Raw genomic sequence first — 24,746 nt, forward strand, 5'->3', positions numbered from 1 at the left:
GGACGGCCGCCGCGCCGCGCCCTGGAAGGAGTGCAATGATGCGGTACAAGAAATTCGGTAGCACCGGCCTGTTCGTCTCGGAACTGTGCCTGGGCACGATGACCTTCGGCGGCGAAGGCGAACTGTGGAGCAAGATCGGCGCCCTGCAGCAGGAAGACGCCAACCGCCTGGTGGGCCGCGCGCTGGAGGCGGGCGTCAACTTCATCGATACGGCCGACGTGTATTCGGAGGGCCGTTCCGAGGTGATCACCGGCCAGGCGCTGCGCGACCTGAAGGTGGCGCGTGACGACGTCGTCGTCGCCACCAAGGTGTTCGGCCAGACCGGCGCGGGCGTCAACGCCCGGGGCAATTCGCGCGTCCACATCATGGAGGGCGTCAAGAAGAGCCTGGCGCGCCTGCAGCTGGACCACATCGACCTCTACCAGATCCATGGTTTCGATCCGGCCACGCCGATCGAGGAAACCGTGCGGGCGCTCGACAACCTGGTGCAACACGGCCACGTGCGCTACGTCGGCGTGTCCAACTGGGCGGCCTGGCAGATCATGAAGGCGCTGGGCATCGCCGAGCGCCTGGGCCTGGCCCGCTTCGAATCGCTGCAGGCCTACTACACCATCGCCGGGCGCGACCTGGAGCGCGAGATCGTGCCCATGCTGCAAAGCGAGGGCGTGGGCCTGATGGTGTGGAGCCCGCTGGCGGGCGGCCTGCTCAGCGGCAAGTACAGCCGCGACGGCCAGGCCGCCGCCGGCGATCGCCGCGCCCAGTTCGACTTCCCGCCGGTCGACCGCGAACGCGCTTTCGACAGCATCGACGCCTTGCGCCGGGTGGCCGACGCGCGCGGCGTGTCGGTGGCGCAGGTGGCGCTGGCCTGGCTGCTGCACCAGAAGGCGGTCACCAGCGTCATCATCGGCGCCAAGCGCGTCGATCAGCTCGACGACAACCTGGCGGCCACGGCGATCCGCCTGACGGACGACGAGCTGGCGGCGTTGGATCAGGTAAGCGCGCTGCCGCCCGAGTATCCGGGCTGGATGTTCACGCGCCAGGGCGAGTTGCGCCGCAAGCAGCTGAGCGAGTCCGACGCCGCGTGAGCGGACGGGGACTGAGACCGAGAAAGGCCGGCGCGGGCGGCGAGCCCCGCCGGCCGGGGCGATGAGGCGGGTAGAATCCAGGAACCGGGCGCGGCCCGTTCGCCGGCCGCGCTGCCCTTTTTCCGGGAGTTCCCGCTATGAAGCGCTATGCGCGCGCCGCCGGCCTGGCGGTGGTCATGATGGTTGCCGGGGCCGCCAGCGCCTCGGCGGCGGCCAAGCCGTCGTTCGATTGCGCCCGCGCCAAGAGCGGCGCCGAGAAAGCCATTTGCGGCGATCCCAAACTGGCGGCGCTCGATGTGAGCATCGCCCAGCGTTTCGACAAGGCGCGCCGCGCCTACGATGCCGATACCGCCAAGATCTTCTCCACCGAACAGTGGCTGTTCAACGGCGTGCGTGACCAGTCCTACGAGCGCCCCTTCAACAATCCCACGGGCGCGGCCGAATTGGCCGAACGGCTGGCCGACCGGGACAAGTTCCTCGCGTCGCTCGAACTTGCGCCGCGCAAAGGCTTCGAGGGCCAGTGGGGCAACTACGGCGGCCAGCTCAAGGTCATGCGGCAGGCGGACGGCAGCCTGTTCGCCGAAGTCTCGGCGGCGGACCCCTACAACGCCCGCTGGCTCTGCGACACCTCCGGCAAGGCCGAGGTGCGCGGCGACACGCTGGTGATCCATGAAAAAGACGCGCCCGGCTGGACGCTGGCGCTGCGCCGCAAGGGGATGGGCCTGGTGGCCGAGGAAGCGCGGCCGCCCGGCGACAAGCGCGACGACCCCACGCCCAGCTGCGGGTCGGGCGGGTCCATGGACGGCACCTATTTCCCCGTGCGCTAGCGCGCCGACGCCGTGGCCATCCCCTTCCTGCGCCAGCTCACCGCGGTCAGCCGCACGCCGCAGGCCAACCGGCGGCTGGCGTATTTCCTGACGTTCATCGCCGGCGCCGTCAACGCGGGCGGTTTCCTGGCCGTGCAGCAGTACACCTCGCACATGTCGGGCATCGTCTCGATGATCGCCGACCATATGGTGCTGGGCGGCCTGGCCGTGGTGGTGCAGGGATTGGCCGCACTGCTGTCGTTCGTGGCGGGAGCGGCCACTTCCGCTTCGCTGATCAATTTCGGCCGGCGCACGCACCTGGCCAGCGAGTTCGCCCTGCCGCTGATGGTCGAGGCGGTGCTGCTGCTGGCCTTCGGCCTGCTGGGGGCGAACCTGGAGAACCTGCGCTGGTTCTACGTGCCGGGCACCGTGATGCTGCTGTGTTACATCATGGGCCTGCAGAATGCGATGATCACCAAGGTGTCCAAGTCCGAGATCCGCACCACGCACGTCACCGGCATGGTCACCGACATCGGCATCGAGCTGGGCAAGCTGTTCTACTGGAACCTGGCGCATGAGGACAAGGCCGGCACGCCGCCGGTGCGGGCCGATCGAGGCAAGCTGATCGTGCTGAGCACGCTGGTCACGCTGTTTTTCGCTGGCGGCGTGACGGGCGCCTATTCCTTCTTCCATTACGGCTTCGGGTCGACCTTGCCGCTGGCGCTGTTCCTGATGGTGCTGGCAGCCGTGCCGGTGGCCGACGACATCCGCCATTTCTTTGCGCGGCCGTAGCGCGCCCGCGGTGCGGCGCGCGACTCAGGCTCTGGCATGCGCCAGCAAGACCTGCAGCGCGGCCGCTGTCTGCCAGTGCAGTTTTTCCAGGCGAGCATCCGTCGCGGGATCGGTGATGGCGCGGCCATCGGCGCCCACCGGATAGGGCTTGCCCAGCAGCCGCGCCATGTCGATCTGGTAGTAGCTGCTGTCGCCATACGGGCGCTTGCCGTCGATGAACGGCATCGGCCAGAAGGCGTCGCCTTCGCGCAGCACCGCGTTCAGCTCGCCCGGGCCGGCCTCGCGCCAGTTCGCCGCGCGCAGCAGCGTCAGGTGCTCGCGCCGCAGTTCGAAGCGGCCCTGCGCATCGACGCCGCTGTCGGGAAAGTCGAAGGCCTCGCGCCGTTGCGGCGGCAGTGTATAGCGGCCGGGCGCCAGCCGGCCGATGTCGCGCACATAGGCCGGCACCAGCCGGCACACTTCCGCCAGGCGCCGCGTCGCCAGGCTTCGGTCGGACGTACCCAGCAAAGCCATCGCCGCGGCGATCGTGTCCTTGCCGCTCAGCGGCCGTTCGAATTCGACGCCGGGCGCGCCGGACTCCACGGGAATCCAGATCACGCCCAGTCCGCGCATCAGCCTGGCGTGGTCCGCGTGGTAGCGAAGGCTCGCCGGATCCGCCCGGAAGACCTGGCGGATGATGGCGTCCCGTTCATTCGGCGCCGCGGCGCCAGCGGCTGACGCGAGGCGCAGCGGCGCGCAGGTCAGCGCCGCCAGTGCCAGCGTCAGCGCGCGCCGGGGCGGGGAAGCGAGAGGCGATTGCGGGGCGGGCGGCGAGGGGGGCGCAGGCGGCGTGCGAGACATGGGGGCTCCTGTGGCGGCGGATGGCTTGCGGGTCGCGGCAAGGCGGGACGAAAAAAGTTGAAAGAAGCGGCGCTAGCGCGGCAACGATGCCAGCTCTGCGCTCGCGCGGGAATAGCCGGGTTGCAGCCGCAACGCGGCCTCGTAGCTGACGCGCGCGTCGGCCTGGCGGCCCAGCCGCCGCAGCAGCATGCCCTGGTTGGTCAGTATCTGGGCGCTGGGCGGCGTCGCCGCCACCGCCCGCTCGTACGCCTTGAGGGCTTCCTCGGTCTGGTCCAGGCCGTCCAGCAGAGCGGCTTCCAGGTTCAGGCCGATGCTCCACTGCGGATAGCGTTGCGTCAGGATCCGGGTCGTGGCCAGCGCGTTGGGCAGATCCCGCAGTTCGGCCTGGACGCCGGCCTTGTTCACATAGAACCAGCGGTTGTCCGGGTTCAGCCCGATCGCTTCGTCGAACCGTTCGAGCGCCGCGGCGGGCTGGCCGTTGACCGTTTGCAGCTTGCCCAGGAAGTTCCTGACATCGGCGTTGCCCGGATCGCGTTGCGACAGGGCTTCGGCGATGCGCTGCGCCCGCGCCGGGTCGTTGGCGCGCAGCGCGGCGGAGATCTGCTGGTTCATCTCCTGCAGCGGCGCCGGCCATTGCTGGATGCGGGCGCGCAAGGCGGCGCTCTCGGCGGCCAGCTCGGCCTGGTAGGCATTGTCGAATTCCAGCGGCGGTTGCGGCTGCGCGCGGGCGGTGGCGTGGCCCGCCAGCAGCAGGGCAGCCAGCAGGCAGCGGATCACTGGCCGCCAATGCCGCCGGCCGGCGCGCCGGTCCGCCAGCCATGCCGCGGCGAGCCGCCAGCCTGGCGACAATCGAAAAGGACGATGCGGCGTTGCGATCATGAGGGTCGGGAAGAGGGGGCTGGACCCCCTACGATATCCCGAGATGGACTTACTTGGGCATGAGCACGCTGTCGATCACGTGGATCACGCCGTTGGACTGGTAGACGTCGTAGGTGCTGATGTTGGCGACGCCGCCTTTCTCGTCCTTGACGATGAGGTTGTGCTTGCCGTTCATCATCACCCACAGTTTGCCGCCGCTGGCGGTGGTCAGCTCGGTGACGCCGCCCTTCCTGGCCTTGGCGGCCAGCGCGTCGAAGTCCAGCTTGCCGGGCACCACGTGGTACGTCAGGATCTTGGTCAGGGTGGCTTTGTTCTCGGGCTTGACCAGGGTGTCGACCGTGCCGGCCGGCAGCTTGGCGAAGGCGGCATTGGTGGGCGCGAACACCGTGAACGGACCCTTGCCCTGCAGCGTGTCCACCAGGCCGGCGGCCTTGACCGCGGCCACCAGGGTGGTGTGGTCGGCCGAATTGACCGCGTTGGCGACGATGGTCTTGCCGGGCATCATCGGTTGGCCGCCGACCATGACGTCGGCCGCATAGGTGGGCGACAGGGTCAGGGCGGAGCAGGCGATGGCAATCGAAGCTAGCAATTTCATGACGATCTCCTTTTTGGTTGGCCGTCACTAGCAAATACGGGGCAGCCCCCCGTCTGGATGCGTCCGATGACCTGGAACAAACCCTAGGTCGGCGCCGTCGCCGCGCCGGCGGAGCCGGCATGCTTGAGCCCGATACCCGGATCACCAGGATCACTACAATGGGAGAACCGGCGCCCGGCCGGGGCGTTGCCGCCGCCGGGCATCGGTAAGCACGCCTTTCGGGCGCTTGTTCGCAACGTAGTTCCGGCCGCGGACAGGTAGCATCCGAGAGCGTGATTGCCAGCCCGCGCACCGGCGCGCGGCGCTGCCGCGAATCACGCGATTCGCTATTTTCCGGAGGATAAGAACAAACATGGACGCGGAATTCTGGTTGGAACGCTGGCGCGACGGGCGCACGCATTTTCATCAAACACGAGTGACGCCGCTGCTGCAGAAATACTGGCCGACACTCTCGGTGCCCGCGGGCGGCAAGGTGCTGGTGCCGCTGTGCGGCAAATCCCTCGACATGGTCTGGCTGGCGGCGCAAGGCTTCCAGGTGCTGGGCGTGGAATTGTCGCAACTGGCGGTCGAGCAGTTCTTCGTCGAGAACGAGCTCAAGCCGGTGATCCAGGACAGCGCCTACGGCAGGCACTACGTGGCGGGCAATATCGAGATCATCTGCGGCGACATCTTCAAGCTGGATGCGCCGCTGCTGTCGCACTGCGTCGGCGCGTATGACCGTGCTGCGCTGGTGGCGCTGCCCGTGGAGATGCGCGGCGAGTACGTGCGCCACGTCTACGGGCAGCTGTCGCCCGGCTACCGCGGCCTGCTGATCACGCTGGACTACCCGCAGGAAGAGATGGACGGGCCGCCGTTCGCGGTGTTGGACACCGAGATGCGGACGCTGTTCAGCGGCGTCTCGCCGGCGGTCATCATCGACCGCCGCGACATCCTGGCCAAGGAACCCAAGTTCGCCGAGCGCGGCGTGAGCCGGCTCGACACGGTCGTCTACCGGCTGGGCGTGCAGGCCTGAGGCGCCGGGTTCAGAAGAACCAGCCGCCGCGGGTCAGGTCCTTTTCGCAGCTCTTGTACTGGCTGGCGAATTTGTCGGCCCGCGCCTGCACTTTCTTTGACACCGTCTTGAGCCACGCCTTGCGGTCGTAGCTGCGGTTGCGGTAGCCGGTCCAGCCCTCGTGGTAGTTCAGGTACTGGCCGTAGGCGTCCGACTTGGAGATGCCGTTCAGGCGCTGGCTCTTGTTCATGTACCAGCCCATGAAGTCCAGGGCGTCGGCGAAGTTGTCGCGGCTGGAACCCCAGCCGCCGGCATCCTTCTTGTAGTCGGCCCAGGTCTCGTCCTTGGCCTGGGCGTAGCCATAGGCGGAACTGACGCGGCCCCACGGGATGATGCCCAGGAAGTAATAGCGCGGCGGCACCGCGTCCTGTTTGAAGCTGGACTCCTGGTACATCATCGCCATCGGCACCGGCACCGGCGCGCCCCATTTCTTCTGCACCTTGAGCGCGGCATCGTGCCAGTCCGGCTTTTCGCGGAAGATGGCGCAGATGTTCTCGGGATTCGAGGGCGGGGCGGTGGCGCAGCCGGCAAGCGCGGCCAGCAGCGGCAGCGGCATCAAGAGCCGTGTCATTGGTGGTCTTCTCCAGGCGCCGGCGGGCGGCGGTTACGTTTTGTTTGTCACGGTTTGCTGTGATTGTATGAAAACGTATCGACGGAAAAGTTCCGCCCCCGTTTTTTTTGCCTCCAACCGGCCGATCAAGGCGGATTTCCGCGGGATCCGGCCGTTTTGGCGGCGCCAATGAAAACGGCCCCGGATCGCTCCGGGGCCGTGTCGCAGGCGAGCCTACGTGGCGAGGTTTACACCTCGATCACGTCCGCCACGTCCTTGTAGTCGGCGATCTTGTCGAAGTTCAGGTACTGGTAGATCTGGTCGCCGCTCTTGTTGATGACGCCCATGTCGGCCATGTACTCGTCCTTGGTCGGGATGCGGCCCAGCTTCGAGCAGATCGCGGCCAGTTCGGCCGAACCCAGGTAGACGTTGGTGTTCTTGCCCAGGCGGTTCGGGAAGTTGCGGGTGCTGGTGGACATCACCGTCGCGCCTTCGCGGACCTGCGCCTGGTTGCCCATGCACAGCGAGCAGCCCGGCATTTCGGTGCGGGCGCCGGCCGTGCCGAACACGCCGTAGTGGCCTTCCTCGGTCAGCTGCGTGGCGTCCATCTTGGTGGGCGGGGCCACCCACAGCTTGACCGGGATGTCGCGCTTGCCTTCGAGCAGCTTGGACGCCGCGCGGAAGTGGCCGATGTTGGTCATGCAGCTGCCGATGAACACTTCGTCGATCTTGGCGCCGGCGACTTCCGACAGCGTCTTGACGTCGTCCGGGTCGTTCGGGCAGGCCACGATGGGCTCGTGCACGTCGGCCAGGTCGATCTCGATGACAGCGGCGTATTCGGCGTCGGCGTCCGGCTCCAGCAGCTGGGGATTGGCCAGCCAGGCTTCCATCGCCTTGATGCGGCGGCCCAGCGTGCGCTCGTCTTCGTAGCCGTTGGCGATCATCCACTTGAGCATCACGATGTTGCTGTTGATGTACTCGATGATCGGTTCCTTGTTCAGGCGCACCGAGCAGCCGGCGGCCGAACGTTCGGCCGACGCGTCCGACAGTTCGAAGGCTTGTTCGACCTTCAGGTCGGGCAGGCCTTCGATTTCGAGGATGCGGCCGGAGAAGATGTTCTTCTTGCCTTGCTTGGCGACCGTCAGCAGGCCGGCCTTGATGGCGTACAGCGGAATGGCGTTGACCAGGTCACGCAGGGTGACGCCGGGCTGCAGCTTGCCCTTGAAGCGGACCAGCACCGATTCCGGCATGTCCAGCGGCATCACGCCGGTGGCGGCGGCGAAGGCGACCAGGCCCGAGCCGGCCGGGAACGAGATGCCGATGGGGAAGCGGGTGTGCGAGTCGCCGCCGGTGCCGACGGTGTCCGGCAGCAGCATGCGGTTGAGCCACGAGTGGATCACGCCGTCGCCCGGACGCAGCGAGACGCCGCCGCGGGTGCTGATGAACTCGGGCAGCGTGTGGTGCGTCTTGACGTCCACGGGCTTGGGATAGGCGGCGGTGTGGCAGAACGACTGCATCACCAGGTCGGCCGAGAAGCCCAGGCAGGCCAGGTCCTTGAGCTCGTCGCGGGTCATGGGGCCGGTGGTGTCCTGGCTGCCGACCGAGGTCATCTTCGGTTCGCAGTAGGTGCCCGGGCGGATGCCGCGGCCTTCCGGCAGGCCGCAGGCGCGGCCGACCATCTTCTGGGCCAGCGAGAAGCCCTTACCGGTGTCGGCCGGGTCCTTGGGCAGGCGGAACAGCGTCGACGGCGCCAGGCCCAGCGCTTCGCGCGCCTTGGCGGTCAGGCCGCGGCCGATGATCAGCGGAATGCGGCCGCCGGCGCGCACTTCGTCGAACAGCACGTCGGACTTCACTTCGAATTCGGCGATGACTTCGCCGTTCTTGATGGCCTTGCCTTCATAGGGGCGCAGTTCGACCACGTCGCCCATTTCCATCTTGGAAACGTCGAGTTCGATCGGCAGGGCGCCGGCGTCTTCCATGGTGTTGTAGAAGATCGGGGCGATCTTGTTGCCCAGGCACACGCCGCCGAAACGCTTGTTCGGCACGAAGGGGATGTCTTCGCCGGTGAACCACAGCACCGAGTTGGTGGCCGACTTGCGCGAGGAGCCGGTGCCGACCACGTCGCCGACGTAGGCGACCAGGTGACCCTTGTCCTTGAGCGACTCGATGAACTTGACCGGGCCGCGCTTGCCGTCTTCTTCCGGTTCGAACGCCGCGCCGTCGCGCTTGTTCTTGAGCATCGCCAGGGCGTGCATCGGGATGTCGGGGCGGGTGGTGGCGTCCGGGGCCGGCGACAGGTCGTCGGTGTTGGTTTCGCCAGGCACCTTGAAGACCGTGATGGTCAGGCTCTCGGGCAGTTCCGGGCGGCTGGTGAACCATTCGGCGTCGGCCCAGCTCTGCATCACGGACTTGGCGTTGGCATTGCCCTTGTCGGCCTTTTCCTTCACGTCGTGGAAGGCGTCGAACATCAGCAGGGTCTTTTTCAGGGCGTCGGCGGCGATCGTGCCGATTTCCTTGTCGTCGAGCAGTTGGACCAGCGGGCCAATGTTGTAGCCGCCCAGCATGGTGCCGAGCAGTTCAGTCGCCTTGGCGCGGCTGATCAGGGCACAAGCTTCGGTGCCCAGGGCCACGGCGGCCAGATACGAGGCCTTGACCTTGGCGGCATCGTCCACGCCGGCCGGAACACGGTGGGTCAGCAGCTCGACCAGGTTCTGCTCTTCGCCCGCGGGCGGGTTCTTCAGCAGTTCGATCAGTTCAGCGGTTTGTTTTGCCGTCAGGGGCAGCGGGGGAATCCCCAGAGCCGCGCGTTCGGCAACGTGTTGGCGGTAAGTATCCAGCATGTTGAGGCCTGCTTAAAGTCGGGTTGGAAGAAGGGTTGTCGCCGGAATTGTAGAGGGAAGAGGGGGCCGCTAGCAAATGTCTTATATCTTATATAAGACTTGAGTCGATAGGCGTTGTCTGCGGGCCACGCCGGGGCGCAGCCAGGCGCGGGACGGGGCGATCTTGGGAGCGTGAAAACGGGGACGATTTGGTGGCCGGCGCCCCGGCGCGAGGATGGGAGGGCCGCTGCGGCAGGCCCCGTGCCCGCGTTCGGGCAGCGGGAGCCCGTGTTGACGCCGGGAGCCGCGCGCGACTGTCGGGCGGGCCCCCGGGGCGGCGGATCAGTTGGCCTTGGCGTCGTACACCACGCCCACGCGGGCGAAGTTGGCGCCGTATTGCTTGACGTCCAGCTGGAACGGGGCGCTCTCGCCTGGCTTGAGCTTGGGCAGGCGCAGCTCCGAATAACGCGCGCCGGTCAGCTTGTCCTGCGCGTCGTAGAGGCTGATCCAGACCTTGACGTTGTCGACGTCGACGTGGTCGTCGTTGCGCACCCGGCCATGCACCATGACGTACTTGTAGCGGTAGCGGTAGGTGAAATTCAGCGTGCCGGTGCCGACGCCGGCCTCGGTGGTTTCGACGCTGATGTCCAGCGCCGGCCGGGTGCCGGGCAGGGCCGCGCGCTTGGCCGGCTTCCAGTCGGTCTTGACCTCGGAATAGCGCTCGAAGTTCTCGCCGTTCAGCAGCACCGGAATGCGCTCGCCGGGGTACAGCATGGCCGGCAGCGACCATTCCTGGCGCAGCCGCAGGGGGCGCGAGCCGTCGAACACCGAGATCTCCATGCCCGGCGACAGCGCTACGTATTTGTCGCTGCGGTTGACCACTTCGGCCAGCAGCAGCGGACGCTCGATCTCATTGAGCAGGCGGCGTGGCGCCGACAAGGTCAGCGAAGCGGGGTCGAACAGGGCGAAATCCGGGTCCAGCAGTTCGGCCGTGGTCAGGCGCACCTGGTCGATGATGCGGGGATTGGCGGGGCTGACGCGCACGATGCGGCTGGCGGGACCCTCGGGCGCTGGCGCAGCCGTGGCAGGCGCCGCCGCGGCCTGGGCCGGCTTGGGCGCGTCCCAGGGCAACAGGCCGTTGTATTTGGCCAGGGCGTAGCCGCCAGCGGCGAGGATGATCAGCACCAGCCCGGCCCGGGCGGGCCGCGACAGGGGCCGCGCGGGGGAACGGTCAGCTTTCACTTTGCACCATGTAATCGTAGGACCCGACCTTGCCTTCGGCCAGCATCTCGCAGCGCACGTCGAACGAGGTCACCGCGCCGGGGGCGAGCGGGCTGGCCGAGCCGTAGCCGTTGCCGATGCCCAGCAGCTTGCCGTCCTCGTCGTACAGCATCACCGAGATCTGCGTGCTGCCGGCGGCCACCGCGCCCTTGTTGCGCAGCAGGCCGACCAGGCGGTAGACGCCATCGTTGCGCACCAGCTGCACCTTGTCGGCGGCGACGTCGCGGGCGCTGCTGTTCGCCAGCGACGGCGTGGCCGGCTTCAGGACATAGCGGCTGTAGGCGGTGTCGGGCAGGGAGATCGTCACCGGGGTGTATTCGCCGGGCAGCAGCGTGCGCGCCATCGGCGAGCCCGAGGTGGACGACAGCGTCAGTTCGCCCTGATAGAACGTGGCGGTGACGCGCGGCGCATCGATCTTCTTGCCGGTCTCGTTGCGCATCAGCATCACCAGCTGGTTGCGGCCGCGGCCACGCACTTCCTGCACGTCCGTCAGCTTGACCAGCGCGGCGTCGATGGGCGGCGGGGCGGCGCGCGAGGGGGCGCGGGTCGATGAGCCACTGTTGAACAGCGTGGCGGTGAGCGGCACCAGGATCGCGGCCAGCACCACCAGCGCGATCGCGATGATCGCGCCCGGCTGCAATTTGGCGGCGGGCGCCGGCTGCTGCATGCCGCGCAGGATCTTCTCCAGGCGCTGGGCGACGTTGTCCTCGACCAGGGTGACGGCGTGGCAATGGCTGCACTGGTATTCGTTGGTATCCAGCTTGGTGAACTGCGCGCTGCCGCAGGTCGAGCAGGTCAACGTCACCGTATTGATCGTGGTCTGTTTGGGTGTCATGCGAGAGGGCGGGCGCGCCGCGTCCGGGGCGGCGCCGGGATGGCGCGGCCGGGCCGGGCGTGGCTGGCTTACTGGGCCGCAAGGATAGCGGCGGCGCGTCGGCGGCGGGGTGCATGAGCGCATCTGATTATTACGAAATGTATGCGAAGGCCCGCGGACGCCGCCGGGCCCGGTGCTATGATCGCCGGCGTTCCAAGCCCCTTGAATACGCCGTTCCCCCAGTCGTTCCGCTCCTGGCCGCGATCCCGCGCGGCGGGGCCGAGCCGAGGCAGGTCAGGCTCCGCCCCAGCATGAGCATCTTCCAACACGTGTTGTTCCTCGCCTGTGTGGCGCTGGCGACCTACGCCCAGACCATGACGGGGTTCGCCTTCGGCCTGGTGCTGCTGGGGTTGTCCGGCGTGTTCCAGCTGGCATCCGTGTCCGAAGTGGCCAACGTGGTCAGCGTGCTGTCCCTGGTCAACGCCGTGGTCACGCTGGCGCGGGCCAAGCCGCAGGTCAATTGGCGCCTGATGACGCCGGCGCTGGTCAGCAGCCTGGCCGGCGTGGCGTTGGGGGTGGTGGCGCTGGCCTGGATCAGCGGCGCCATGGCGGTGCTGCTGCAATTGCTGCTGGGCCTGACCATCCTGGCTTGCGCCGTGCTGCTGGTGGCGCGCACTCAGCCCCTGGAGCGCCTGTCATCGCGCGCCTCGTTCGTGCTGTTCGGCGGGGTCTCGGGCGTGCTGGGTGGCTTGTTCTCCAGCGCCGGCCCGCCCATGGTCTATCACCTGTATCGCCAGCCCCTGCCGCTGGCGTCCATCCGCAACAGCCTGCTGGTGCTGTTTTCATTGAACGCGGTCGTGCGCCTGGCGCTGGTGACGGGGCAGGGCACGTTCATGGCCACGTCGTTCTGGCTGAGCCTGCAAGCCCTGCCGGTCGTGATCGGGGTGACCTGGGTCGCGCGCCGCTACGCCACCGCCGGGTCGATGAAGACCGTCAAGCGGATGGTGTTCGTGCTGCTGCTGGCGGCCGGACTCGGCCTGATCGTGCCGGCGTCGCGGCTCCTCGCGGCGGGGTAGCCGCGAGGCGGACGATCCGGGCCTTGCCGCGATTCAGCCGTGTTCGCCGGAGATGTACCGTTCGAGCTCGGTGATGATGAATTTCTGCTCGCTCATGACGTCCTTGACCAGGTCGCCGATGGACACCAGGCCGACCAGCTTCTTGTCCTGGATGACGGGCAGGTGGCGGAAGTGGCGCTCGGTCATCAGCGCCATGCAGTGCTCGCGGGTGTCTTCCGGCCGCACGTAGAAGACGGAGTCGGTCATGATTTCGCGGACCTTGGTGGTGCGCGAGGAGCGATCCTGCAGCACGATCTTGCGGGCGTAGTCGCGCTCGGTGAGCATGCCCAGCACCTCGTCGCCCTCCGCCACCACCACGGCGCCGATACTGCGTTCGGCCATGGTCTTGATGGCGTCGTACACGGACGAGTCCGGCGTGACGGTCACGACGGGCGGGTTGGCCTTTTCCCTGAGAATCTCAGCAACTTTCTTCACGATGTGCTCCCGAATCGCTGGCAAGGTTCAAGCGCCGGCCCGAGCCCGCGCCGGACGCCTGGCGCCAGCGCACGGTCTGGCCGTGACTCCATCCTAAGCCCGGCGGCGGGATTGCCGCAAGTTTCCGGTGGGTTCTCAGGCGGTATGGCCTGGCAGGTTCGTGGAGCAGGTGGCTATAGTCGCGGCCGCCATAGAACACGCCCATAATGGTCACGGACCCGTCATCGTTCAAGGAGTAGGCGATGGTGCATCGCTTCTGATGATGCAGGAAGCGGAGATTGGGGTTGGCGGCATGGCGCCGCGCTCCGCGTCTTGGAAAATGGGCCAGGTCCAGGCAGGCCTGGATCACGCCGTCGACATAGCCGTCCGCTGTTGCGGAAGTCCCCGCCGCGCTGAAATACCGTTGCATGTTGACGATGTCGCGGAGCGCGTCCGGCGTGAACACGACGTAGAACATGTCAGCGGCCTCAAGGTCGTCTGGCGCGCTCCGCGGCGAGCGCGGCCAGAACCTCGCCAGGGGTGAGCAGGCGGGATGGATCCGCCTTGCTGGCCCGGCTTATCGCTTCGAGCCGCTTGAGCCAGGCGTTTTCGTCCCGCTGATCGACGCTGGGTAGATAGGGAGGCGGCAGCTCTGGAGGAGGATCCGATTGGCAGTGTTCCCGTACGGGGGGCCGTTGGGATGGCGTTGGACGGCGTGGCATGTAGAGAATTCCAAAGGCGTGGGCGACCTGGATAGCCTATGTGCGGCACGACGACGCGACAAGTCCTTTGAGCCATTCCTCTCGTCCTATCTTTCGCCAAGCGCGCGGCGGTGGTCGGCGGCCAGCCCACGCCGGCCGCCGCGCCTTCTCAGCGGATCAGGAACCCCGCGCCCACCGGATCATTCTTGTCGATGACCCAGCGCGCCGTGCCCAGGATGCTGGCCGTGCCCTTCACCGTCGGCCGCACCGCGCGGGTGCCGTTCAGGTCGACCTCGCCCAGCAGGCAGCCTTCGAAGGTGCCGCTGCCCAGCAGGCCTTCGGATTTGATGGGCTGGTTCAGGCCCATCTTGCCGCGCGCCTCGAACATGGCCATCATCGCGCTGGTGCCGGTGCCGCCGGGCGAGCGGTCGAGCTGGCCGGCGCTGAACACGTGCACGTTCTTGTAGAACGCGCTCTCGATCGTCGGCTGGTGCCAGAACGTGATGAAGTTCAGGTTGTTGATGTGCGATTCGGTCGGGTGCTGGATGCGGTGGCGCGCGTTGAGCTGGTCGCGCACGATCAGGCCCATGCGCGACAGTTCGGTGCCGTTGTCCGGCGAGATGCGCAGGTCGCAGTTCGACAGGTCGACGATGCCGAAGTAGTTGCCGCCCCAGACGATGTCGGCCGACAGCTTGCCGTAGCCCGGCAGTTCCACCGGAATGTCCTGCGCGGCGACGTAGGCCGGCACGTTCTCGAAGCGCGTCCACAGCACGTTGTCGCCTTCCGAGGCCACTTCCGACACCACCAGGCCGGCGGTGGTCTCGAAGCGGATGCGGGTGATGCCGTCCTTGCCGCGCGGCACCAGGCCGTTGGCCACCATGGCCATGCTGACCGCGATGGTGCCGTGGCCGCACATGTGCGAATACTCGGTGCCGTCGATGTAGATCAGGCCGGCGTCGTACTCGGGGCTGGACGGCGGCGTCAGGAACACGCCGAACATGTCCTTGTGGCCGCGCGGCTCGCGCATCAGCGCCTTGCGCAGCCAGTCATAGTGCTGCTCCAGGAACGCGCGCTTTTCCAGGATGGTGGAACCGGCGGGGTACGGAATGCCGCTGTGGACGATACACAGGGGCTCGCCTTCCGTATGGGTATAGATGACATCGAACGCGTCTTGCTTGCGCATGACAGTGACTCCAGGCGGTAGATAGGGGAAAGAGGAAAGTTATTTGCCGCGTTCGGACAGCATGTCCAGCCCGACGGTCAAATCCAGGATCACGATGGCGACGACCGCAGCCACGATCGTGGCGCCCGATACGGCTGCGATGGTCGGATCAATCGTGTATTGCACGTAATTGAAAAGCTTCACGGGGATGGTGTTCAGGTCCGCCGTGGTGTTGAAAATCGACAGCTCCACATTGATCCATGACGAGATGAAGGCGAAGATCGAACCCGTCACGATGCCCGGACGGATCTGCGGCAGCACCACCAGGAAGAATGTGGTCCAGGGGTTGGCGCCCAGGTCGGCCGAGGCTTCCTCCAGCGCGCGCTGTTCCGGCGTCAGCAGCGTCAGAGTGGAGCGCAGCACGAACGGCGCGATGATCACGACGTGGCCGATCAGGAGCGACAGGAAGCTGCGGGTCAGGCCGAAGTACGCGCCGAACTGCAGCAGCGCCGCGCCCAGCACGATGTGCGGCAGCACCAGCGGCGACATCAGCACCGAGGTCAGCGCGGCCTTGCCCGGAAACTCGTAGCGCGCCAGCGCCAGCGCCGCCGGCACCGTCAGCAGCACCGCGGCCACCGTGGCGGCCAGCGCCAGCACCGTGCTGGTGGTGAACGCGGCCACATAGCCGGCCTCGACCAGCAAGGTGCGGTACCACTCCAGCGTCCAGCCTTGCGGCGGGAACGCCAGGTACGGCGTGGCGGTGAACGACGCGCCCAGGATCACCACGAGCGGCAGCGCCAGGTAGGCCAGCACGGCCAGCGCGGTCAGGCGGATCAGGTGGCGGGCGATCATCGCGCGGCTCCCGGCAAGGTGGCGGCGCGATTGGCCAGCGCCACCAGGATCAGGGTGAAGACCAGCAGCACCATGCTCAGCGCGCCGCCGTAGTGGAAATCGAACACCGTGCTGTATTGCTGGAAGATCAGCATCGACAGCACCGTGACGCGGCCGCCCGACAGCAGCGCCGGCGTCACGTAGGCGCTGACCGCCAGCGTGAAGACGATGATGGCGCCCGACACCACGCCGGGCAGCGTCAGCGGCCAGGTCACGTGCAAGAAGGTCGCCGCCGGGCTCGCGCCCAGGTCGGCCGAGGCCTGTTCGCAGGCCGGGTCGACCCGCGCCAGCGCATTGCCGACCGCCAGCACCACGAACGGCAGCAGCACGTAGACCATGCCGATCAGGATGCCCAGCTCGGTGCCGATGAAGCGCATCGGCCGGTCCACCGCGCCGGTCGCCATCAGGCCCTGGTTGACCAGGCCGTTGCGGCCCAGCAGCACCATCCAGCCGAAGGCGCGCACGATGTTGCTGGTGAACAGCGGCACCACCAGCAGGATCACGCAGGCGCGGCGCCAGGCCTGCCAGCGCACCACGCGCACCAGGTACCAGGCCAGCGGATAGCCCAGCGCCAGGCAGGCGAGGGTGGTGAACAGGGCCAGCCGGAACGTCACCAGGATCACGTCCCAGTGGTACTGGTCGGCCAGCACCTTCATGTATTGCGCGGCCGTCGGCGTCAGGCCGTCGGGCCCGCCGGTGGCGCTGGCCAGCGCCACCACCGCCAGCGGCGCCAGGAAGAAGGCCGCGAAGAACAGCACCGGGGCCGCCAGCAGCAGGCCGGGGGAGAGCCAGGCGCGCCGCATCATGGCTGGCCGCCGATCAGGTGCAGGTGTTCGGGCGCGAACGCCAGCGCCACCTCGCCGCCGGCATGCAGGCCGCCGGGCGCGAGGCCGCCGTGACGCGCCACCAGGGTCTGGCCGCCGATGTCGACGTGGATCATGCTGTGGCTGCCCACGTTGATCACGTCGCTCACGGTGCCCGTCAGCATGGCATCGGCGCGCTGGCACAGCTTCAGGTCCTCGGGCCGCAGCACGGCCAGGCCGCGCGCCGTCGCCGGACGTTGGGCGAGCGGCACGCGCAGGCCCTGGGCATCCAGCATCAAGGCGCCGTCATCGGCCACCGTATAGGCGATGAAGTTGGCATCGCCGATGAACTCGGCGACGAAACGCGTGGCCGGCTGGCGGTAGATGTCGGTGCCGGCGCCGACCTGCTCGATGCGGCCGGCGTGCATGACCACGACGCGGTCCGCCATGGTCATCGCTTCTTCCTGGTCGTGGGTGACGAAGATGAAGGCGATGCCGAGACGGGCCTGCAGATGCTTGAGTTCGAGCTGCATGCGCTTGCGCAGCTTCAGGTCCAGCGCCGACAGCGGCTCGTCCAGCAACAGCAGCTTGGGCTGGTTGACGATGGCGCGCGCCAGCGCCACCCGCTGCTGCTGGCCGCCGGACATTTCGCGGGGATAGCGCGGACCGAAGTCGGCCAGGCCGACCATGTCCAGCGCATCCCTGGCGCGATCCGCCGCGTCGGATTTCGACGCGCCCTGGCGCCGCGGACCGTAGGCGACGTTCTCCAGCACGGTCATGTGCGGGAACAGCGCATAGTTCTGGAACACGGTGTTGAGCGGGCGGCGATGCGCCGGCAGGCGGCTGACGTCCTGGCCGTCGATCAGGATGCGGCCCGATTCCGGCTGCAGGAAACCGGCGATCGACTTGAGCAGCGTGGTCTTGCCGCAGCCGCTGGGGCCCAGCAGCGCCACGAACTCTCCCTGCTGGATCGCCAGGTCGATGCGATCCAGCGCCTGGTAGGCGCCGAAGCGCATCGACACGCCTTCGATGGTGAGCAAAGCGGACATGGGGAACGGACCTTGCTCAGCGCTTGCGGGCGACCTGCCGGTTCCACGCGTCGGTGACCTCGGCGCGGCGGGCGTTGATGATGTTCCAGTCGAACAGGCTCAGGTTCTTGACCGAGCCGTCGGCGCCCCAGGGCAGCTTGCGGGCGACGTCCTTGGAGACCTGTACGTCCTTGACCGCCGGGCCGAGGTAGAGCTTGGTCGCCAGGCAGGCGGCCGCGTCCGGCGTCAGCGCGGTGTCGATGAACTTCTGCGCCGCGGCCTTGTTGGGCGCGCCCTTGACCAGGTGCAGGCGGGCGTCGGTGGCCCACACGCCTTCCTTGGGCACGGTGAAGCCGATCGGCAGGCCCTTGTCGATCAGGTCCCAGGCGCCGACGTTGAAGTGCGCGCCGATCACCGCTTCGCCGCTCTGGAAGGCGTTGGTGGCCGCGCCCGAGCTGTCGAAGAACAGCGCGGTGTCCAGCGAGGCCAGCTTGGAATAGAGCGGCGCCAGGTTCGACGGGTCGATCGCCCAGACCCGCGCCAGGAAGAAGATGAACGGCACGCCCGACGAGTTGGCGGGCGAGGGCACCGCCACCGCGCCGGCATACTCGGGCTTCCACAGGTCCTTCCAGCTGGTCGGCGGCTGCGTCACTTCCTTGGTGCTGTAGGTGATGCCGAGCGAGTAATAGCCGGTGCTGACCGCGAAGGCGGCATTGCCGTCGCGGTACACGCCCTGCTCGATGACGTTCTTCAGGTTGGGAATGGCGCTGGCGTCCAGCGCGTCCAGCACGCCGGCCTGCTGCGCCAGCTCGCTGATGCCGCCGTCCATCCAGGCCACGTCGATGGTCGGCGCGCCCTTCTGCTGCTGCAGCTTGGCCAGGGTGGTGGTGGAGGTGCCGACTTCCGGCACCACGGTGACGCCGGTCGCTTTGGTGAAGGGCTCGGCCACGCAGGCGCGGAACGCGTCGCCCCAGTTGCCGCCGTACCAGGCGACGGTGATTTTCTGCTGTTGCGCCAGCGCCGCGTGCGAAGCCAGGAGCAGCCCCGCGCCGAGCGCCGCCGCGCCCAGCGCGCTGCGGGTGTTTGTTGCCATGTCGGATTCCCCTTGTAGATTTGTCGATCCGCGATTCATTGACTCAAGTACCACAGGCACATCTTGGGCGATGCTCGGGAAAACGAGCTTGAAGACGCGGGACATAAACTTGAATAATTGCGTCATGTCCGTCGCCGCGCCACCCCCGTCCTTGCCGCTCTCCTATGAAGACGGCGAAGCACACCTGCCTCAGGGAAAACCCGCCCTGACCATCGGCATCGTGCTGCTGGACCAGTTCACGCTCGCGGCGTTCGCCGGTTTTGTCGACGTGTTGCGGCTGGCCGGCGACCATGGCGGCCGCAGCCGCCAGATCCATACCGCGTGGCGGGTGATGAGCTGGGACGGCAAGCCGCGCTGCTCCAGCGCCGGGCTGACGATCGAGGTCGAAGCCGGCCTGCCCGAGGACCCGGCGCAGTTCGACTACGTCGCGATTTGCGGCGGCAACGACTATTCCAGCGGCCGCATGCCCGAGCCCCTGCGCGACTGGCTGCGGCGCGCCGCGGCGCTGCGGGTGCGCCTGCTCGGCATCTGCACCGGCACCTTTGCGCTGGCGCAGGCCGACGTGATCGGGCCGCGCACGGTGTGCGTGCATTGGAACGTGCTGGAAACCTTCCGCGAGCGCTTTCCCGCGACTCGCGCGGTGGTCGACCGCCTGTTCGTCGACGAGGGCGACCTGATTTCCTGCGCCGGCTCCACCGCCGCCATCGACCTGGGTCTGTACTTGGTGGCGCGGCATTGCGGCCGCGACAAGGCGCAGCAGGCCATGCGCCACATGATGCTGCAGGGCGCGCGGCCGGGCCGCGTGCCGCAGGCGCATTTCCGCACCGACCTGTCCGGCATCCAGGACCTGCGGGTGCGCCAGGCGGCGCATTTCATCGAGCAGCGCATCGACAATCCGCCGCCGCTGGATGCCATCGCGCGTTATGTCGGCGTGGGCCGGCGCCAGCTGGAGCGCGCCTTCCGCCTGGCCACCGGCATGTCGCCGATGGCGTTCCAGCGGCAATTGCGGCTGGAATATGGCAGCTGGTTGTTGCTTAATAATGCCTGCAGCATCACGCAAATCGCGCTGGATTGCGGGTTTGCCGACGGCGCGCATTTTTCACGCGATTTCCGCGCGCATTTCGGACTATCTCCGCGCCAGTATCAGCAAAGCCACGGGCAGCACGCCGCGCGGCACGAAGGCGAGATCAGCGTCTTTCCCGCGTAGCTTTGCCCCGGCAAGGAGAACGCATGACATACGACCTTTGGTATTGGGACGGCATTCCCGGCCGCGGAGAATTCGTGCGCCTGGCGCTTGAAGCCGGCGGTATTCCTTACCGTGAACGCGCGCGCGAGCCCGGCATTGGCGAAGATGCGTTGATCCAGGACATGCTGTCCGATCGCAAGCAGCCGCCTTTCGCGCCGCCGTATCTGGTGGCCGGGAAAATGACCCTGGCGCAAACCGCCAACATCCTGCTGTTCCTCGGCGAAAAGCACGGCCTGGCGCCCGCCACGGTGTCGGGACGCCTGTGGGTCAACCAATTGCAGCTGACCATCGCCGACATGGTGGCCGAGGCGCACGATACCCATCACCCGATTTCGGCCAGCGATTATTACGAGGACCAGAAGGAGGAAGCGGCGCGGCGCGCCCGCGGTTTCCGCGAGGAACGCATTCCCAAGTTCCTGGGATATTTCGAGCGGGTGCTGGCCGGTCCCGACGCGTGGCTGGCGGGCGGCAAGCGCTGGAGTTATGCCGACCTGTCGTTGTTCCATCTGGTCGACGGCCTGCTGTTCGCCTTTCCCAGGCGCATGGGCACGCAGGCGATGAAGTTTCCCAAGGTCATGGCCTTGCATCGGCGCGTCGCGGAACTGCCGGCGTTGCAGGCGTATTTCGCCAGCGGCAGGCGCCTGCCATTCGGCGAGGGCATATTCCGCCATTATCGCGAACTGGACGCTGAATAACGATTCCAGGCCGTGGTCACCGCATTCGGGGGATTCGGATCCGGTGCGTATTTATTGCCGTGTTAATTAAATGGGGCCGCCGCCGGCGCGGCCCCATTATTCCTCTGACTTATATCTGAAAATACGGGGGCGGATTCGTATTAACCCGGATCAATAACGAAAAATCAGACGGGCGTTAATCGTGAAACGCGGTGAAATATCCGTTGCCGAGTTTTTTTTAGTCAGTCATCAATGAATATATTGAGAACAGCTCATTTTTAGGATTAAATATTTTCGACTGGATACATTCTTCCGTTTTCTGTAATTCTTGACCTGCCGTCGCTACCCGGGCGATGGACCTGCAGGCAAGCGTGTGCATGCGGCGCGGCATGCGGCGCTTGATTCCTGGGACGCGCCAAGCAACTGCTTCAGACAAGCCAAGGTTTCTCTATCGATTTTCAGCACACTCGTCCCATTCCCTGCGGGAGACGTCAACATGCAATGGCTTACCCTCAAACGCCTGCTGCGCGGCGAGCGCGGCATGCAGAAAGCGGATCTATACGGGCAGATCGCGGCAATTCACAAAGCGCAGGCGGTGATCGAGTTTGATCTCGAAGGCCATGTCCTGATGGCCAACCAGAATTTCCTCGACACCATGGGTTATGAGCTGGACGAGGTCCTGGGGCAGCATCACCGCATGTTCGTGGTGCCCGAGGACCGGGAATCCGCCGAATACCTCGCCTTCTGGGACAAGCTGGGCCAGGGCGCGCACGACGCGGGCCGCTACCGCCGCATTCGCAGGGATGGCAGCGACGTCTGGCTGCAGGCCAGCTATAACCCCATCTTCGATAAACACGGCCGGCCCTTCAAGGTGGTCAAGTACGCCACCGACATTACCGAGCAACAGCAGCGCCAGGCGGATACCGAGGGCCAGCTCGAGGCCATTTCCAAAGTGCAGGCAATTATCGAGTTCGAACTGGACGGCACCATCATCCGCGCCAACGATCTGTTCCTGAACGCCGTCGGTTATCACGAGGACGAAGTGCGCGGGCGTCACCACAGCATGTTCGTGCTGCCCGAAGAGGCGCGCAGCGGCGCCTATGCCGAATTCTGGCGCAAACTGCGCAGCGGCCAGCATGACACCGGCCAATACCTGCGCATCGGCAAGAATGGCCGCCATGTCTGGATCGAGGCCAGCTACAACCCGATTTTCGATGCCGAGGGCCGGCCGTTCAAAGTGGTGAAATTCGCCACCGACATCACCAAGCGGTTTACCGCCGCCCAGACGCTGCGGGTGGCGGTGCAGGGCCTGACCGAAAACGCGGAGCGCGCCAGCCAGGCCAATTCCCTGGCGCAGGACGCCTGCCGGGTGGCCGAAGAGGGCGGCAAGACCGTCGCGGGCGTGGTCCGCACCATGGGCGCCATCACCGACAGTTCCAAGCGTATCTCGGAAATCATCGGCGTCATGGACGGCATCGCGTTCCAGACCAATATCCTGGCGCTCAATGCCGCGGTCGAGGCGGCGCGCGCCGGCGTGCATGGCAAGGGCTTCGCGGTGGTGGCGGCGGAGGTGCGCAGCCTGGCGCAGAACAGCGCCGCCGCGGCCAAGGAAATCAAAGGGCTGATCACCACGTCGGTCGAGCAGATCGGCAGCGGCGCCCGCCAGGTGCAATCGGCTGGCACCACCATGGAAGACATCGTCGCGTCGTCGCGGCGGGTCACCGAGATCATGGGCGAAGTGGTCGAGGTCTCGCTGGCGCAATCGGCCAAGCTGGGCGAAGTGACCGAGGACATCACCCAGATGACGGCCGAGGCGGCGTCCGCGCTGCAGGCCGCGCATGAACTGCACGGCGGCAGCCCGACGCTCAGGACGGCGGTCAAGCCGGTGGCGCCGTCGGTGCGGGCCCGGCAAGCCGCCAATACGCCGCTGCCGCCCAAGCCCGTGCTGGAGTATGTGCGTTACTGATGCGAGGGCGGCGGCGCGCCCGCCGCCCGAGTGCGCTATAAATACGGTCTTGTACGAACCCGTCGGCCCAGGCAGGAAGTTTCCGGCCCGGGCCGTGTTTTTTGCGGCAATTCCCCATGACCGAATCCGAAGCCCTGGCTCTCGCCACCCATCGCCATTACAAGGGCGGCCTGTATCGCTATATCGATACCGCCCGCCATTCCGAGACCGAGGAATCCATGGTGGTCTACGAACACCTGTGGCCGCACGCGCGTGGCCTGTGGGTGCGCCCGGCCGACCTGTTCTTCGGCCAGTTGGCCGACGGCTCGCCGCGGTTCGCGCCGCTGTCCGCGGCGCGCTGAGGCCATGGCCTTCTACTATCGCCGTGCGCGGCCGGCCGGCGCCGCGCCGCGCGCCGCCTCCGGGCAGCCGTCCGCGGCCGTTGCCGCCGCCTTGAACGCCTTGCGCGGCCCGTTCGTGGTGGCCGACCTGGAAACCACCGGGCTGTCGACCGCGTCGTGCGAAATCCTGGAATTCGCCGCGGTGCGCGTCGGCGCGGGCGGCGCGGCCGAACAGGAATACGCGCAGGTGGTGCGCACCCGCGCCTCGGTGCCGCCGTTCATCACCCGCCTCACCGGCATCACCCAGTCCGAGGTCGACCGCCAGGGCGTGCCCGTGGCGCAGGCCTTCGCGGCGTTCCTGGACTTCGTCGGCGACCTGCCGGTGTTTTTCCACAATGCCTCGTTCGACCGCCGCTTCCTGGAAGCCGCCGCGCTCCAGACCGGCCTGCCGTTCGCCAACGCCACGCATTGCACGCTGGTGCTGGCGCGGCGCGCCTGGCCCGAGCTGCCCTCGCACAAGCTGGACGTGCTGGCGCGGCACGTGGGCGCATCCGAGCCCACCCACCGGGCGCTGGCCGACGTGCGCACCACGGTGGCCGTCGCATTGGCGGCCAGTTCGAGGTTGGCCGTGGCCTGAGGCCGCGCCACGTTTCAACGGAACCATCATGTCCGACCTGGAACATATCCGACAGGCCCTGCGGGCCTTCACCGCCGAACGTGAGTGGCAGCGCTTCCATTCGCCCAAGAACCTGGCGATGGCGTTGTCGGGGGAAGCGGGCGAGTTGCTGGCGCTGTTCCAGTGGCTGACCGAACAGGAGTCGCGCCAGCCGTCCGCGGCGCTGCTGGCGGACGCGGCCGACGAGATCGCCGATGTGCAGATGTACCTGGTGGCCCTGGCGGATCAGCTGGGCGTGGACATCGCGGCCGCGGTCCAGGCCAAGATGGCCCGGAACGCGGTGAAGTATCCCGCGGATCGTTTTCGCGGCAGCGCGCGCAAGTATGACGATCCGCCGGACGCGGCCTGAACCTCAGACCACCTTTTGCTCGTGGTGCACCTGGGGCGGCTCGACGAAGAAGCCCGCCACGAGTTTGCGCCACTCCTGAAAATCGGAAGATTCCCGGAAATCCACCATATGGTTTTCGACGGTTTCCCAATCCACCACCAGCGTGTAGCGCTGCGGCTGCTCGATGCTGCGGTACAGCTCCATGCCGTGGCAGCCGCGGGCCCGCAGGAACAGCGGCTTGGCCTGCGCCACGCCGGCCTCGAACAGGGCTTCCTGTCCTTCGCGGACATGGATGCTGGCAATCTCCTGGATCATGATGGTGTCTCCGGATAAAGAGGCCGGGCAGGGGCCGGCCGGGCGGAGTAGTATGGCCCAAAATTCCGTCCCGATGAACCGATCCGTCCTTTCGCTGCCGCGCCTCGTCGCCGCCCGCCTGCTCTGGTATGCCGGGGTCGCCGCGCTCGCCATCATGGCGCTGGCCTCGCCGACCCAGTTCAGCGTGGTCGCCGTGTTGTCGGCCATTGCGATCTACATTCCGTTGTCCATGCTGGGCCTGCCGCTCATCGCCTGGCTGGTGCTGCGGCAGGCTCGCGCGGCCGCGCCGGCCGTCTTGCCGCCGGCCTGGCCTTGCTGGCTGGCCGGCGCGGCAGGCATCGCGCTACTGGCCTGCTATCACCTGTGGGCCGAGATGGAACTGGCCGAACTCGGCGTGCTGCTGCTGCTCGTCGCGGTGGATCTGGCGCTGGCGCGGTGGGAATCGGCGCGCCTGCTCGATCGCATCGTCGCGCCTGGTCCGCGTTGAATCCGGGCCGGTCGC

General features: G+C 67.2%; 27 protein-coding genes. 12 read left to right on the forward strand and 15 right to left on the reverse strand.

Features of this window, described 5'->3' with window-relative positions; all coding sequences use genetic code 11:
* Positions 1-38: 38 nt before the first annotated feature.
* The 3 genes from AOZ53_RS26810 to AOZ53_RS26820 all read left to right on the forward strand — a co-directional run bounded on the left by AOZ53_RS26810 (position 39) and on the right by AOZ53_RS26820 (position 2,683).
* On the forward strand, positions 39-1,085 hold the full coding sequence (locus tag AOZ53_RS26810) for an aldo/keto reductase (RefSeq protein ID WP_054490128.1): 1,047 nt from the start codon (positions 39-41) through the stop codon (positions 1,083-1,085).
* 137 nt (positions 1,086-1,222) lie between these two features.
* Positions 1,223-1,912: a lysozyme inhibitor LprI family protein gene (locus AOZ53_RS26815; RefSeq protein WP_054490111.1), complete on the forward strand. Its 690-nt coding sequence runs from the start codon at positions 1,223-1,225 to the stop codon at positions 1,910-1,912.
* Positions 1,913-1,924: 12 nt separating this feature from the next.
* A complete protein-coding gene (locus tag AOZ53_RS26820) occupies positions 1,925-2,683 on the forward strand; it encodes a YoaK family protein (protein WP_006390661.1) in 759 nt (252 codons plus the stop codon).
* 24 nt (positions 2,684-2,707) lie between these two features.
* Here AOZ53_RS26820 and AOZ53_RS26825 read toward each other — a convergent pair whose 3' ends face one another.
* The 3 genes from AOZ53_RS26825 to AOZ53_RS26835 all read right to left on the reverse strand — a co-directional run bounded on the left by AOZ53_RS26825 (position 2,708) and on the right by AOZ53_RS26835 (position 4,997).
* A complete protein-coding gene (locus tag AOZ53_RS26825) occupies positions 2,708-3,523 on the reverse strand; it encodes a hypothetical protein (protein ID WP_082385786.1) in 816 nt (271 codons plus the stop codon).
* A 72-nt stretch (positions 3,524-3,595) separates the two neighbouring features.
* Positions 3,596-4,300 carry a tetratricopeptide repeat protein gene (locus AOZ53_RS26830; RefSeq protein WP_054428344.1) on the reverse strand — a complete coding sequence of 235 codons (705 nt, stop codon included), beginning with the start codon at positions 4,298-4,300 and terminating at the stop codon, positions 3,596-3,598.
* Between the two features lie 151 nt (positions 4,301-4,451).
* Positions 4,452-4,997: a fasciclin domain-containing protein gene (locus AOZ53_RS26835; protein WP_054428342.1), complete on the reverse strand. Its 546-nt coding sequence runs from the start codon at positions 4,995-4,997 to the stop codon at positions 4,452-4,454.
* Between the two features lie 352 nt (positions 4,998-5,349).
* Between AOZ53_RS26835 and AOZ53_RS26840 the strand changes: the two genes are divergently transcribed.
* Positions 5,350-6,009, forward strand: coding sequence for a thiopurine S-methyltransferase (locus AOZ53_RS26840; RefSeq protein ID WP_054428340.1), 660 nt, complete (start codon positions 5,350-5,352; stop codon positions 6,007-6,009).
* A 10-nt stretch (positions 6,010-6,019) separates the two neighbouring features.
* Here AOZ53_RS26840 and AOZ53_RS26845 read toward each other — a convergent pair whose 3' ends face one another.
* From AOZ53_RS26845 to AOZ53_RS26860, 4 genes are all read right to left on the reverse strand, one after another.
* The gene (locus tag AOZ53_RS26845; RefSeq protein ID WP_054428338.1) at positions 6,020-6,619 is read right to left on the reverse strand and encodes a transglycosylase SLT domain-containing protein; all 600 of its coding nucleotides are present in this window, start codon (positions 6,617-6,619) and stop codon (positions 6,020-6,022) included.
* Positions 6,620-6,846: 227 nt separating this feature from the next.
* Positions 6,847-9,438, reverse strand: a complete 2,592-nt coding sequence (gene acnB / locus AOZ53_RS26850; RefSeq protein WP_054428336.1) for a bifunctional aconitate hydratase 2/2-methylisocitrate dehydratase — start codon at positions 9,436-9,438, stop codon at positions 6,847-6,849.
* Between the two features lie 321 nt (positions 9,439-9,759).
* Positions 9,760-10,659, reverse strand: coding sequence for an FxLYD domain-containing protein (locus AOZ53_RS26855; RefSeq protein ID WP_054490113.1), 900 nt, complete (start codon positions 10,657-10,659; stop codon positions 9,760-9,762).
* Positions 10,649-11,533, reverse strand: coding sequence for an FxLYD domain-containing protein (locus tag AOZ53_RS26860; RefSeq protein ID WP_054428332.1), 885 nt, complete (start codon positions 11,531-11,533; stop codon positions 10,649-10,651). Before AOZ53_RS26860 ends, AOZ53_RS26855 begins: the two co-directional genes overlap by 11 nt.
* A 290-nt stretch (positions 11,534-11,823) precedes the next feature.
* On the opposite strand from AOZ53_RS26860, the gene AOZ53_RS26865 reads away from it, so the two are divergent.
* Positions 11,824-12,588, forward strand: a complete 765-nt coding sequence (locus tag AOZ53_RS26865; protein WP_054428330.1) for a TSUP family transporter — start codon at positions 11,824-11,826, stop codon at positions 12,586-12,588.
* A gap of 33 nt (positions 12,589-12,621) precedes the next feature.
* Here the strand turns inward: AOZ53_RS26865 and AOZ53_RS26870 are convergent, their stop codons facing one another.
* The 7 genes from AOZ53_RS26870 to AOZ53_RS26900 form a co-directional block, all read right to left on the reverse strand.
* The gene (locus tag AOZ53_RS26870) at positions 12,622-13,062 is read right to left on the reverse strand and encodes a CBS domain-containing protein (protein WP_035359324.1); all 441 of its coding nucleotides are present in this window, start codon (positions 13,060-13,062) and stop codon (positions 12,622-12,624) included.
* Entirely contained in the window at positions 13,046-13,519 is a 474-nt protein-coding gene (locus AOZ53_RS26875) for a type II toxin-antitoxin system RelE/ParE family toxin (RefSeq protein ID WP_054490115.1), read from the reverse strand. Before AOZ53_RS26875 ends, AOZ53_RS26870 begins: the two co-directional genes overlap by 17 nt.
* A gap of 392 nt (positions 13,520-13,911) precedes the next feature.
* On the reverse strand, positions 13,912-14,925 hold the full coding sequence (locus tag AOZ53_RS26880) for a proline racemase family protein (protein WP_054490116.1): 1,014 nt from the start codon (positions 14,923-14,925) through the stop codon (positions 13,912-13,914).
* Between the two features lie 39 nt (positions 14,926-14,964).
* Positions 14,965-15,756, reverse strand: coding sequence for an ABC transporter permease (locus AOZ53_RS26885; protein ID WP_054428328.1), 792 nt, complete (start codon positions 15,754-15,756; stop codon positions 14,965-14,967).
* Complete coding sequence (locus tag AOZ53_RS26890; protein WP_082380635.1) at positions 15,753-16,601, reverse strand: ABC transporter permease; 849 nt, start codon at positions 16,599-16,601, stop codon at positions 15,753-15,755. Before AOZ53_RS26890 ends, AOZ53_RS26885 begins: the two co-directional genes overlap by 4 nt.
* Positions 16,598-17,647 carry an ABC transporter ATP-binding protein gene (locus tag AOZ53_RS26895; protein WP_054479419.1) on the reverse strand — a complete coding sequence of 350 codons (1,050 nt, stop codon included), beginning with the start codon at positions 17,645-17,647 and terminating at the stop codon, positions 16,598-16,600. The genes AOZ53_RS26890 and AOZ53_RS26895 overlap by 4 nt, the downstream gene beginning before the upstream one ends.
* 16 nt (positions 17,648-17,663) lie before the next feature.
* Complete coding sequence (locus AOZ53_RS26900; protein ID WP_054428325.1) at positions 17,664-18,719, reverse strand: ABC transporter substrate-binding protein; 1,056 nt, start codon at positions 18,717-18,719, stop codon at positions 17,664-17,666.
* 124 nt (positions 18,720-18,843) lie between these two features.
* Here AOZ53_RS26900 and AOZ53_RS26905 point away from each other — a divergent pair, with 124 nt between their 5' ends.
* From AOZ53_RS26905 to AOZ53_RS26930, 6 genes are all read left to right on the forward strand, one after another.
* On the forward strand, positions 18,844-19,926 hold the full coding sequence (locus AOZ53_RS26905) for a GlxA family transcriptional regulator (protein ID WP_082380634.1): 1,083 nt from the start codon (positions 18,844-18,846) through the stop codon (positions 19,924-19,926).
* A 23-nt stretch (positions 19,927-19,949) separates the two neighbouring features.
* Positions 19,950-20,660, forward strand: coding sequence for a glutathione S-transferase (locus tag AOZ53_RS26910; RefSeq protein ID WP_054428321.1), 711 nt, complete (start codon positions 19,950-19,952; stop codon positions 20,658-20,660).
* Between the two features lie 475 nt (positions 20,661-21,135).
* The gene (locus tag AOZ53_RS26915; RefSeq protein WP_054428319.1) at positions 21,136-22,605 is read left to right on the forward strand and encodes a methyl-accepting chemotaxis protein; all 1,470 of its coding nucleotides are present in this window, start codon (positions 21,136-21,138) and stop codon (positions 22,603-22,605) included.
* A 116-nt stretch (positions 22,606-22,721) separates the two neighbouring features.
* Positions 22,722-22,946 carry a DUF1653 domain-containing protein gene (locus tag AOZ53_RS26920; RefSeq protein ID WP_054428317.1) on the forward strand — a complete coding sequence of 75 codons (225 nt, stop codon included), beginning with the start codon at positions 22,722-22,724 and terminating at the stop codon, positions 22,944-22,946.
* A 4-nt stretch (positions 22,947-22,950) separates the two neighbouring features.
* Positions 22,951-23,562: a 3'-5' exonuclease gene (locus AOZ53_RS26925; protein ID WP_082385787.1), complete on the forward strand. Its 612-nt coding sequence runs from the start codon at positions 22,951-22,953 to the stop codon at positions 23,560-23,562.
* Positions 23,563-23,590: 28 nt separating this feature from the next.
* Positions 23,591-23,950 (forward strand): nucleotide pyrophosphohydrolase, encoded by a 360-nt coding sequence (locus AOZ53_RS26930; RefSeq protein WP_054428315.1) that lies wholly within the window; start codon positions 23,591-23,593, stop codon positions 23,948-23,950.
* A 3-nt stretch (positions 23,951-23,953) separates the two neighbouring features.
* Here AOZ53_RS26930 and AOZ53_RS26935 read toward each other — a convergent pair whose 3' ends face one another.
* On the reverse strand, positions 23,954-24,244 hold the full coding sequence (locus AOZ53_RS26935; RefSeq protein WP_006390640.1) for an antibiotic biosynthesis monooxygenase family protein: 291 nt from the start codon (positions 24,242-24,244) through the stop codon (positions 23,954-23,956).
* On the opposite strand from AOZ53_RS26935, the gene AOZ53_RS26940 reads away from it, so the two are divergent.
* Positions 24,222-24,731 carry a hypothetical protein gene (locus AOZ53_RS26940; protein WP_231690697.1) on the forward strand — a complete coding sequence of 170 codons (510 nt, stop codon included), beginning with the start codon at positions 24,222-24,224 and terminating at the stop codon, positions 24,729-24,731. The two genes, AOZ53_RS26935 and AOZ53_RS26940, sit on opposite strands and share 23 nt — an antisense overlap.
* The last annotated feature ends 15 nt before the right edge of the window (positions 24,732-24,746 follow it).

The sequence above is a fragment of the Achromobacter sp. 2789STDY5608621 genome (genome assembly GCF_001299375.1).
GTDB lineage: Bacteria > Pseudomonadota > Gammaproteobacteria > Burkholderiales > Burkholderiaceae_B > Achromobacter > Achromobacter insuavis.

Coding starts and splice junctions, on each gene's coding strand:
- AOZ53_RS26825 (WP_082385786.1), bottom strand. CDS start 3,523: ATGTCTCGCACGCCGCCTGCGCCCCCCTCGCCGCCCGCCCCGCAATCG.
- AOZ53_RS26815 (WP_054490111.1), top strand. CDS start 1,223: ATGAAGCGCTATGCGCGCGCCGCCGGCCTGGCGGTGGTCATGATGGTT.
- AOZ53_RS26890 (WP_082380635.1), bottom strand. CDS start 16,601: ATGATGCGGCGCGCCTGGCTCTCCCCCGGCCTGCTGCTGGCGGCCCCG.
- AOZ53_RS26840 (WP_054428340.1), top strand. CDS start 5,350: ATGGACGCGGAATTCTGGTTGGAACGCTGGCGCGACGGGCGCACGCAT.
- AOZ53_RS26915 (WP_054428319.1), top strand. CDS start 21,136: ATGCAATGGCTTACCCTCAAACGCCTGCTGCGCGGCGAGCGCGGCATG.
- AOZ53_RS26835 (WP_054428342.1), bottom strand. CDS start 4,997: ATGAAATTGCTAGCTTCGATTGCCATCGCCTGCTCCGCCCTGACCCTG.
- AOZ53_RS26910 (WP_054428321.1), top strand. CDS start 19,950: ATGACATACGACCTTTGGTATTGGGACGGCATTCCCGGCCGCGGAGAA.
- AOZ53_RS26920 (WP_054428317.1), top strand. CDS start 22,722: ATGACCGAATCCGAAGCCCTGGCTCTCGCCACCCATCGCCATTACAAG.
- AOZ53_RS26880 (WP_054490116.1), bottom strand. CDS start 14,925: ATGCGCAAGCAAGACGCGTTCGATGTCATCTATACCCATACGGAAGGC.
- AOZ53_RS26925 (WP_082385787.1), top strand. CDS start 22,951: ATGGCCTTCTACTATCGCCGTGCGCGGCCGGCCGGCGCCGCGCCGCGC.
- AOZ53_RS26940 (WP_231690697.1), top strand. CDS start 24,222: ATGCTGGCAATCTCCTGGATCATGATGGTGTCTCCGGATAAAGAGGCC.
- AOZ53_RS26905 (WP_082380634.1), top strand. CDS start 18,844: ATGTCCGTCGCCGCGCCACCCCCGTCCTTGCCGCTCTCCTATGAAGAC.
- AOZ53_RS26810 (WP_054490128.1), top strand. CDS start 39: ATGCGGTACAAGAAATTCGGTAGCACCGGCCTGTTCGTCTCGGAACTG.
- acnB (WP_054428336.1), bottom strand. CDS start 9,438: ATGCTGGATACTTACCGCCAACACGTTGCCGAACGCGCGGCTCTGGGG.
- AOZ53_RS26865 (WP_054428330.1), top strand. CDS start 11,824: ATGAGCATCTTCCAACACGTGTTGTTCCTCGCCTGTGTGGCGCTGGCG.
- AOZ53_RS26860 (WP_054428332.1), bottom strand. CDS start 11,533: ATGACACCCAAACAGACCACGATCAATACGGTGACGTTGACCTGCTCG.
- AOZ53_RS26930 (WP_054428315.1), top strand. CDS start 23,591: ATGTCCGACCTGGAACATATCCGACAGGCCCTGCGGGCCTTCACCGCC.
- AOZ53_RS26935 (WP_006390640.1), bottom strand. CDS start 24,244: ATGATCCAGGAGATTGCCAGCATCCATGTCCGCGAAGGACAGGAAGCC.
- AOZ53_RS26900 (WP_054428325.1), bottom strand. CDS start 18,719: ATGGCAACAAACACCCGCAGCGCGCTGGGCGCGGCGGCGCTCGGCGCG.
- AOZ53_RS26845 (WP_054428338.1), bottom strand. CDS start 6,619: ATGACACGGCTCTTGATGCCGCTGCCGCTGCTGGCCGCGCTTGCCGGC.
- AOZ53_RS26885 (WP_054428328.1), bottom strand. CDS start 15,756: ATGATCGCCCGCCACCTGATCCGCCTGACCGCGCTGGCCGTGCTGGCC.
- AOZ53_RS26875 (WP_054490115.1), bottom strand. CDS start 13,519: ATGTTCTACGTCGTGTTCACGCCGGACGCGCTCCGCGACATCGTCAAC.
- AOZ53_RS26895 (WP_054479419.1), bottom strand. CDS start 17,647: ATGTCCGCTTTGCTCACCATCGAAGGCGTGTCGATGCGCTTCGGCGCC.